The sequence below is a fragment of the Streptomyces sp. NPDC048606 genome (assembly GCF_040650855.1).
Lineage (GTDB): Bacteria > Actinomycetota > Actinomycetes > Streptomycetales > Streptomycetaceae > Streptomyces.
Genome location: NZ_JBEZIB010000081.1, coordinates 1 through 7,899 on the forward strand (window position 1 = coordinate 1; position 7,899 = coordinate 7,899).

5 protein-coding genes and 1 pseudogene are annotated in these 7,899 nt (G+C 68.8%); 2 read left to right on the forward strand and 4 right to left on the reverse strand.

The features are described 5' to 3' along the window. Positions 1 to 180 precede the first annotated feature (180 nt). Positions 181 to 546 carry a hypothetical protein gene (locus AB0D01_RS39185; RefSeq protein ID WP_363064115.1) on the forward strand — a complete coding sequence of 122 codons (366 nt, stop codon included), beginning with the start codon at positions 181 to 183 and terminating at the stop codon, positions 544 to 546. Between the two features lie 14 nt (positions 547 to 560). On the opposite strand, the gene AB0D01_RS39190 is transcribed toward AB0D01_RS39185, so the two are convergent. The 3 genes and pseudogenes from AB0D01_RS39190 to AB0D01_RS39200 all read right to left on the reverse strand — a co-directional run bounded on the left by AB0D01_RS39190 (position 561) and on the right by AB0D01_RS39200 (position 4,015). Continuing rightward, on the reverse strand, positions 561 to 1,592 hold the full coding sequence (locus tag AB0D01_RS39190; protein WP_363064117.1) for a YaaC family protein: 1,032 nt from the start codon (positions 1,590 to 1,592) through the stop codon (positions 561 to 563). 294 nt (positions 1,593 to 1,886) lie between these two features. Further along, positions 1,887 to 2,624, reverse strand: a pseudogene (locus AB0D01_RS39195) (helicase associated domain-containing protein); the annotation flags it as partial. An 86-nt stretch (positions 2,625 to 2,710) separates the two neighbouring features. Then, the gene (locus AB0D01_RS39200) at positions 2,711 to 4,015 is read right to left on the reverse strand and encodes an RICIN domain-containing protein (RefSeq protein ID WP_363064119.1); all 1,305 of its coding nucleotides are present in this window, start codon (positions 4,013 to 4,015) and stop codon (positions 2,711 to 2,713) included. A 1,028-nt stretch (positions 4,016 to 5,043) separates the two neighbouring features. On the opposite strand from AB0D01_RS39200, the gene AB0D01_RS39205 reads away from it, so the two are divergent. After that, positions 5,044 to 5,478, forward strand: coding sequence for a hypothetical protein (locus AB0D01_RS39205; RefSeq protein ID WP_363064121.1), 435 nt, complete (start codon positions 5,044 to 5,046; stop codon positions 5,476 to 5,478). A 352-nt stretch (positions 5,479 to 5,830) separates the two neighbouring features. On the opposite strand, the gene AB0D01_RS39210 is transcribed toward AB0D01_RS39205, so the two are convergent. Further along, positions 5,831 to 7,804 (reverse strand): Helicase associated domain protein, encoded by a 1,974-nt coding sequence (locus AB0D01_RS39210; protein ID WP_363064123.1) that lies wholly within the window; start codon positions 7,802 to 7,804, stop codon positions 5,831 to 5,833. Positions 7,805 to 7,899 lie beyond the last annotated feature (95 nt).

The following is a 7,899-nucleotide window of genomic DNA, read 5'->3' on the forward strand; positions in this document are numbered from 1 at the left end:
CTGAAACAGCACCCACAGCTCGTCCGGCACCAGCCGTTCAACGATCCCCACCATGACCGCCAGCCTACCAACGAAGCCCAAATGAGATGACGTCTTATTGTCCGCGGCTTCAGTTCCCAGTCCTACGCCGACGTCGTCCGCCACCGCGTCGCCCACGAGCAACACGGAGCCTGTCTACTCGTGGTCGGCGATTTCGACTGCTCCGGCGAGGACATCGAGCGCGACTGGGTGGAGCGCACGGGCTGCTGGAGCTCCGTGATCCGGGTGCTCCTCACGTACGAGCAGACGCGCGCGTACGGGCTCCCGGCGACCGAGGGCAAACGCGACGACCCGAGATGGCCGGCCTTCGCCCGCCGCTACGGCTTCGACATCGAGCACCCCGTCCAGTGGGAAGTGGAAGCGCTAGAGCCGGACGAACTCCAGCGCCTGGTCCTCGTCGCCGTCGATCCGTACATCGACCGCGACGTCCTCGCCCGGCAGATCGCCCGCGAGGAACAGCAACGCCGCGCTTTGGAGGAGTTCGCCGGTCGGTGGGGCACGGAGTGAGCCTTGCCCGGCCTCTACGGCCAGGTGGCGACTTCCTCGATGGTGTCCGCGATCAGGACGGGCAGGTGTTCCATGGCCCGTTCCAGGATCTTCTCGATGGGCACCGCGTGTCGGCTGCCGTCCACGTTGATGTGGTTCGCCCACTGGGCGGGCTGGTAGCGGGCGAGCATCGACAGCGCGTACAGCACCGCCCACCACGCCATCAGCGGGTGGAGCTCACGCGGCAGGCCCGCGACGGTCGGGAAGAAGTAGCGATGCCCGGCGTACTTCCGGGTCATCGCGGACAGGCGTTCCAGACGCTCCTTTCGGCTGCCGGCCTCCGGGGGCATCTTCCAGTGCATGGACAGCCAGCCAGCGTTCGGGTGGCTCCGCTCGTAGTCCGGCTCCGCGTGGTCTCCCGCCCGGTGGCGGGCGAAGTCCTCATACCCGGCGGCGCCGGGGTAGCGCTGCAGGAACTCATCCAGAGCCGTGCGGCTGCCAGCGTCCACTACGCGGTCCAAGATATCGCCGACTTCGACGGTGAGCAGAGGGTGGAAGTCGATGCCTCTGATCATGTCCGTGCTCGCGTACAGGGGCGTGAACCGCTCACGAGCGGTCAGCGGATACTCCAAGTTGGCCGGGAGGGTGTCCCAGACCTCCTCCAACCGCACGACCGTGTCGTTGCCCCAGACCGGTGAGCCCAGCAGCTGGCTGAGCCGCACGAAGCTGCCAGCAGTGCCCGCAGGATCCGTGCGGATCTCGATGTCGGCGAAGTCCAGGTGATAGCCCGAGGCATGGATGCCGTGCGAGACCAGGTTCCAGTCCTCGCCCTTGAGGTCGACGGCTGCGGCCGCGATCGCCCTACCCGCCTGACTCAGGCCATAGAACACCAGCAAGGGACGAGTCTGCGGACCCACGCCCTCAGCCGCCCGAAACATCTGCTGCGCCTGCTCCAGCGCCGTGGCGTACGTCTTTGCCCGCGCCCCACCGCTCGCTCTACCCGGTCGGTCGGAACGGCTGGCCCGCAGCCTCTCCCACGCCTTGGGAGGGTCGATCTGCATGTACATGGTGGGACGCTATCCGACAGCTGATGTCGTCGGAGGGCGTTCCCACGGGCAGCCGAACCGACCTGAGACTGCAACACACCCGCTCGGCCGTGCAACACCGACGCTGCAACACGACTGCGCGTTGCACCCCTGACCTGCACAAACATGGCCAGAAAGCCGTCAAGGGGTCGTGTTGCAGCCCGTGTTGCACCACCGTCCCGGTGCCGGAGGGCAAGCCGAAGGCCCCGGGGGTCACGACGTCCCGGGGCCTCCACTTCGCTGACCTCCCAGCTCAACGACGAGCCGGACAGCCTGTCACGCCCATTCCACGCCCAGCTTCGCGAGTGCGGCGTGCTGGTCGGTGGTGAGCTTGTCGCGTCGGCTCTTGGTGTTGGAGACCCATACGCCCAGCTTCACGATCACCGGCTCGGCCTCGCCGTCGACTGCGATCTCCTCGCCGTGCGCGCGAGGTACCGGCCGGTCCGCGCCCTCCCGCTCCACCCACTGCGCAAGGGCCGCAAGGCCCCGCTGGAAGGCCTGCTGTGCCTTGCTCGGTCTTCTTCGCCCCGCGGCTGGCCGCGGGGGCGGGAGACGGCTTCTGGTCGGGCTGCACGCCCAGCGCGGTAGCCGCTCCTGCTGCTCGGGCAGCAGCCGCGCCCAGTGGGCCGGCTGTTTCTGTTGTTGGAGCCACCGGCCGACGTCGTCGCCGTCGAAGACGACGCCCGGCGCGATGTGGGGCAGAACGCGGTCGGCGTCGACCAGGTCCGCCAGGACCCGGTACTGCCGCTGCCAGTCCAGCGGCCACGGGCAGTCCCAGTCCTCGTCGATCCCGCTCAGCTGCGCCGCGCGCACGGCGGCCCGGTCGGGGTCCTTGCCCAGGCCGTTCTTCGCCCCGGTTCTGCGGAGGTTGGCCATGTGCCGGCCGATGGGCACCATCTCGTCGTCTTCGCCCCACACGGCGTCCTGTCGGGGTGCGAGGTGTCCGGTGGCCTTCCGGTACGAGCGCAGGGCGGCGAGCTTGGTCTCCCATGCCTCCTCGCCCGGCTCCCACACCCCGGTGAGCGACTTCGGCTTCGTCGCCGGCTGCGGACGCGGCGGCTCCACCGGCTTCTTCTGCGGCGGCGACTTCGGGTGTTCGGTCATGGTGAGGGCTGGGCCGATGCCATACGGAAGACGGCGGCGGTTCCACCGGTCGTCGTTTGTATGGGCAGGCCGGGTTTGGAGGCGTTGCCGGGTACCTGCACCCGCTGTCCGGTGCTGCGATTGAGTAGTTGGTACTCGTACGGCGCGGAGTCCGAGGACCTCATCGCCCATTGCTGACGTGGAGCCCTGGCGCAGGCTTCGAGCCGTACGGTGGTCCGGGTGGCCTGCAGGCTCTTGGCGGGCGCGGCCAGACACTTCCCACTGGCGGCATGCTGAAGTGTCAGGAACCCCTCGTCGTCGATGCCACGCCTCCAAACCGATGCGCTGTCATCGCATTTCTGATGGACGGCCGTCTGGTCCGTGCTCACGCCCAGGCACTCGCCCGTGCGCGTGCCGATCAGGCGTACGTCGACCGCGGGTGCCGGGCTGTCGGTGATCAGGTAGGGGCTGTTGGCCACGTTCTCGTTCGGGCGCTGTGCGAGGGCACTGCCGGGTTCGGGGCGGGGGGAGAAGTAGGTGAACTCGTCCTTGGCGCAGTCGAGGACAGCGATGGCCAGGATGTCGTCGCAGCGCGGGGTCGTGTCCTGGGTGCGGCACATGGGATCTCGGCCTTGATCCAGCCGTTTGTCACAGTGGCTGACCCCGAACAGGTGGGTCACCTCGTGTGACATGGCCAACTCGCCGGCGCAGGGCCAGTTGACCGCGGCGGTCCCCGTGTGCAGGTCTGCCCTGGAGGCCGGCTTGGGTTCCGAGGCGACGCCGCAGAGCCTGACGTCCGTGTCGAAGAAGTACAGGGTTCGGGTCCTGTCGAAGCGATCTCGTTCCGGGCCCTCCAGCTCCGCACCCTTCTGCGCGATGACGGCGTCGGCGGCCTTGTGGCTTTCCGCGAAGTTGGGCGCCGATGCCGGCAGGCCGGGCAGGCTCAGCGTCATGACCTCGGCCTGGCAGGAGGCGTCCTGTATGAGACGAGGGCGTCGGCTGTCCTTCTGGCCGAAGCGCCGCGCGCTCGCTTCGAATATCTGGTCGATGTTCCACAGGACCTGTCGGATGTGCCGTACGGCTTCCGGCCGGGCCGGCTTCTCGGCCTTGTGGACGTAGACGGCCTGGTACCACCCCTTGTCCGGGCTGTCCTGGCTGTCGCAGGCGACGGGCAGGACGAGCGGCTGTTCCTGTGCCGCGCGGGTACTGGTCTCCTCGGCCGCCCATCCGGGCAAGCCGGCAGCGGACCAGCTCACCGCGGCGGCGGCGGCAAGCGCCAGAGCGATGAGGCGTTTCTTGCGTGCGTGAGGACGGTGCGTCATGGCCTGAGCTCCTTGATTCTGGAGCGGCGAGACAGCAGCACACCGGGCCGTCGTGGAGGTCAAGTCGCATACTCTACGCGGCGGACTGCGGCGAGAAGTCAATCCTGTAGGGCAAAAATTGTCATTTTGTGAGCAGGTTTGAGGCGAGGGTGGTCTAAACCTGTTTTGCTGGTCGGCATTCACCGAACGCGGAACCGAGTCGGGTAGCGCCAGGCCGCCGTGGAGATCGACCCAGGCTGGCAATCACTCGTTCCTCCCTCACCGCCAAGGGTCGCCACCGGTCATCAGTTCCGACCGGCAGCGCGAGTCGGCGAACGCCTCACCCGGACCGCCGGCCCGACCCACCGCGCCTGACCCGTGCGGTGGCGCAGGCATCTGCACCGCTGTGGTCTCGGTCGGATGGACAACCTTGGCGGCGCGCATGCAACGAGGACTTCTCCCCTCCTGGAAATACCGGCCACCACCCTGACCGGCCGGCCTCGACAACAACAAGCCGCCCTCGAGGCGGAACCGGACGACCCCCGTTTCCCGTCGGGGTTTACAAGCCGTTCCCCGCACCGAGAGGGGAGCTGTCACGCCGCGGACGACAACCGCGCCTGACGCCTCCCCACTCCCCAGAACCATGGAGACCGCTCATGAGTTCTCATGCCCGCAAGCGGCGAGTCAAACGACTCGTCGCACCGCCGGCAGCGCTCACCGTACTGCCCGCTACACCGTGGCCCAGGCCGGGCAGCAGCCCCGCACCCCGCCGACCGGCGACCTGACAACGTTGTCGACTACCTCCACCACAAGCGCATCGTCCCCGACGACGGCTCGGCCGCGAGGCGTCACAGAGCAGGGCAGGCTGGTCTTCAGTGACGAGTTCGACTACGACGGCGAGGAAACTCCCGCGGGCGACGCAGCCTCAAAGCTCGGAGCGCGCTGGGGAGACGTACATGCATGACATGCCCACGCATGCCACCTGCCGCGCGCCGCAAACCGGACAGCAACCTCCCTCTGGCGCGCCAACCCACTGACAGGACCACTTCATGGTGCATAGCCCTTCCCGCGTACTCGTCGTCGTCACGGCCGCGCTCCTCACGGCGGCAGCTCTCACCGCGGCGCTCGTTCATGGCTCCACCGCGCGACACGAATCCCGCGATGTCCACTACGCAACCTACGCGGACGCGGTCCGTGCAGGTGAACAGACCCGCGGCTGGCTACCTGCCTGGGTACCGCAGGATGCCACCGACTTGCGTCTGTTCTACCGCGTCGACTCCGGTTTCACAGCCGTGCGCTTCACGCTCGCCATCGACGCGATTCCACCCGGGTGCGTCCGCACCACCGAGCCGCCCGCAGGTCCCCAGCACACGTTGCCCCAGTGGTGGCAGACAGGCCGAAGCGACGCCGACTGGTACAGCTGCCTCGGAATGTTCCTGTCCGTCAGAGACCAAGTGGCCCAGTCCTGGCTGGAGACAGCCTGACCAAGGCCATTGACGCACCGATCAGAGCGTCGCCGGTGGGCTTCGTTCAAGCCCCTACCAGCTGCATTCTCCCTGTCGGAGTGGCGGCGTCATCGGCGCGGGGCGCGGGGAGAGCGGCGGGTTCACCAGCAGGGCCGATCGCTCGGTTGCTGTGGAGGTGCGTCCCGGGTTCTGGTCCGATCAGGTGGCGTCGGGGTGACGCACCGGGCTCGGGTGGTCAGGCGGATCGATTCGCCGCCGGTGACCGCTCCTAGGGTCGGGCACGCACCATCCGAGAACATCTTCGATCACTTCCGGAAGGGACCCATCGTCTCCTCCGTGAGCCGGAGGAGACGGCGCCGGGAGTTCCTGCCTACGCCCAGTCCACGCCCAGTTTCGTGAGGGCGGCGTGTTGGTCGGCGGTGAGTTTGTGGCGTCGGCTTTTGGTGTTGGAGACCCATACGCCCAGTTTCACGACGGTCGGCTCGGCCTCGCCTTCGACGGTGATCTCCTCGCCGTGCGCGCGGGGTACCGGTCGGTCCGCGCCTTCCCGTTCCATCCACTGCGCAAGGGCCGCAAGTCCCCGTTGGAACGCCTGCTGCGCCTTGCTCGGGCCCTTCGTCCCGCGGTTGGCTGCGGGGGCGGGAGGGGGTGTCTGGTCGGGCTGCACGCCCACCCTGGTCAGCCGTTCCTGCTGCTCGGGCAGCAGCCGTGCCCAGGTGGCCGGCTGCTTTTGCTGCTGGAGCCATCGTCCGATGTCGTCGCCGTCGTAGACGACGCCCGGCGCGATGTGGGGCAGGATGCTGCCGGCTTCGGCCAGGTCCGCCAGGATCCGGTAGTGGCGTTGCCAGTCGAGTGGCCAGGGGCAGTTCCAGTCCTCGTCGATCCCGGTCAGCTGCGCCGCGCGCTCCGCCGCCCGGTCCGGGTCCTTGCCCAGGCCGTTCTTCGCGCCCTTGCGGCGGAGGTTGGCCAGGTGCTGTCCGATGGGCACCATCTCGTCGTCCTCGCCCCACATGGCGTCCTGTCGGGGTGCGAGGTGTCCGGTGGCCCGCCGGTACGAGCGCAGGGCGGCGAGCTTGGCCTCCCACGCCTCCTCGCCGGGCTCCCACACCATCCCGGCCTCCGGGGCGTCCAGGAGGACCTTGCGCCGGTCCTCGAGTTCCCCGGCGCGCAGGGCCTTGCGCTGCTGGTGCACCCAGCGGCCGAGGGGGAACGTCTTGGTGACGCCGACCTCGACCTCGACGTCGTACGGGACGGCGTGGACGCCGGTGATCTCGTTCTCGGTCCGCCACCGCAGCAGTGCCTGGTAGCCCTCCAGCCAGACCAGGGACTCCGGCCGGTAGACCCGGGTGCGCAGGAACGCGGCGATCGTGGCCGGGTCGCGCGGGCTGGAGAAGTGCAGCAGTGCCGACTCGGCCGCGGCGTCGGCGCCGTCCTCCTGGTCCTCGCCCTCGCTGCCGGTGCCGACGATCTGTCCGTCCTCGTCGCGCCGCAGGTGGGTTTTGCGTTTGCCGCTGGTGAGGGCGCGGGAGGCGAGCTGCTCGACGAGGCGCTCGTCATGCGAGCGCAGGCCCTGGAGTACGGCCACCAAGCCGGCATACGAGGCGGAGGCGACCATGTCGGTCGGATCCTCGTTCGGCTCCAGGAAGACCGGCACGATGATGCGGGCGATCTTCGTGGACCTGTCCTTGTTGAGCCGGAGGGCCCGGCCGATGTTCTGGACGATCTCGACCTGGGAGCCGCGGGTGTCGGCGAAGCAGATCGCCTCCACCCCCCGCTCGCCGGTGATGTCCACGCCCTCGCCCAAGACCCGCACGGAGGCGAGGAACGCCCGGTGCACGCGGTGGCCGGTGGCGTCGATGCCGTTGGCGAACTGCCGCAGGGTCTCGCGGCGTTCGGTGACGAGGTGGTCCCCGCACAGCCACGCCGCCCACACCCGGTCCGGCGGGACGTGACGGCCGGCCTCCAGCTCGTAGAACTCCGCGTCGATCGACGACGCGGGGAGCTGCTCCGCGGCCGCCAGATCGGCGTCGGTGGCGTCGGTGGCGTACAGCTCGGCCGCGGTCTTGGGCAGCTTCTCCGCGAACGCGGCGGCTTCCTGCACCTTCTGGTGGAAGGTCATGACGGTGCGCAGGTTGTATGCCGCGGCGTGCTCCAGGAGCGCGGTCTGCAGGAGCGCCAGGCGCCGGCCTCGCTGTGCTTCCTCTGTCTCGCCGAGGGCGGGGGAGGGGTCGCGGATTTCCAGGACGTCGATCTCGAATCCGGCGAGGATCCCCCGCTCGATCGCCTCGGACAGGCCGAGCTCGGCGATCCAGGCGCCGTAGGTGCCGTTCGGGTCGTCGACCATGTGCGATGTGTCGGTTTGGTGTCAGTGGGGGTTGGCAGTGACGGTCCGTCAGCCGGTGGTGTTCGTGCTGGTCCCATGACTGGGGGGCGTGTCTC

What these genes read in the sequence shown, in the direction of transcription:
- AB0D01_RS39190 (WP_363064117.1), bottom strand. Translation starts at nt 1,592, where the DNA reads ATGTACATGCAGATCGACCCTCCCAAGGCGTGGGAGAGGCTGCGGGCC.
- AB0D01_RS39210 (WP_363064123.1), bottom strand. Translation starts at nt 7,804, where the DNA reads ATGGTCGACGACCCGAACGGCACCTACGGCGCCTGGATCGCCGAGCTC.
- AB0D01_RS39200 (WP_363064119.1), bottom strand. Translation starts at nt 4,015, where the DNA reads ATGACGCACCGTCCTCACGCACGCAAGAAACGCCTCATCGCTCTGGCG.
- AB0D01_RS39205 (WP_363064121.1), top strand. Translation starts at nt 5,044, where the DNA reads ATGGTGCATAGCCCTTCCCGCGTACTCGTCGTCGTCACGGCCGCGCTC.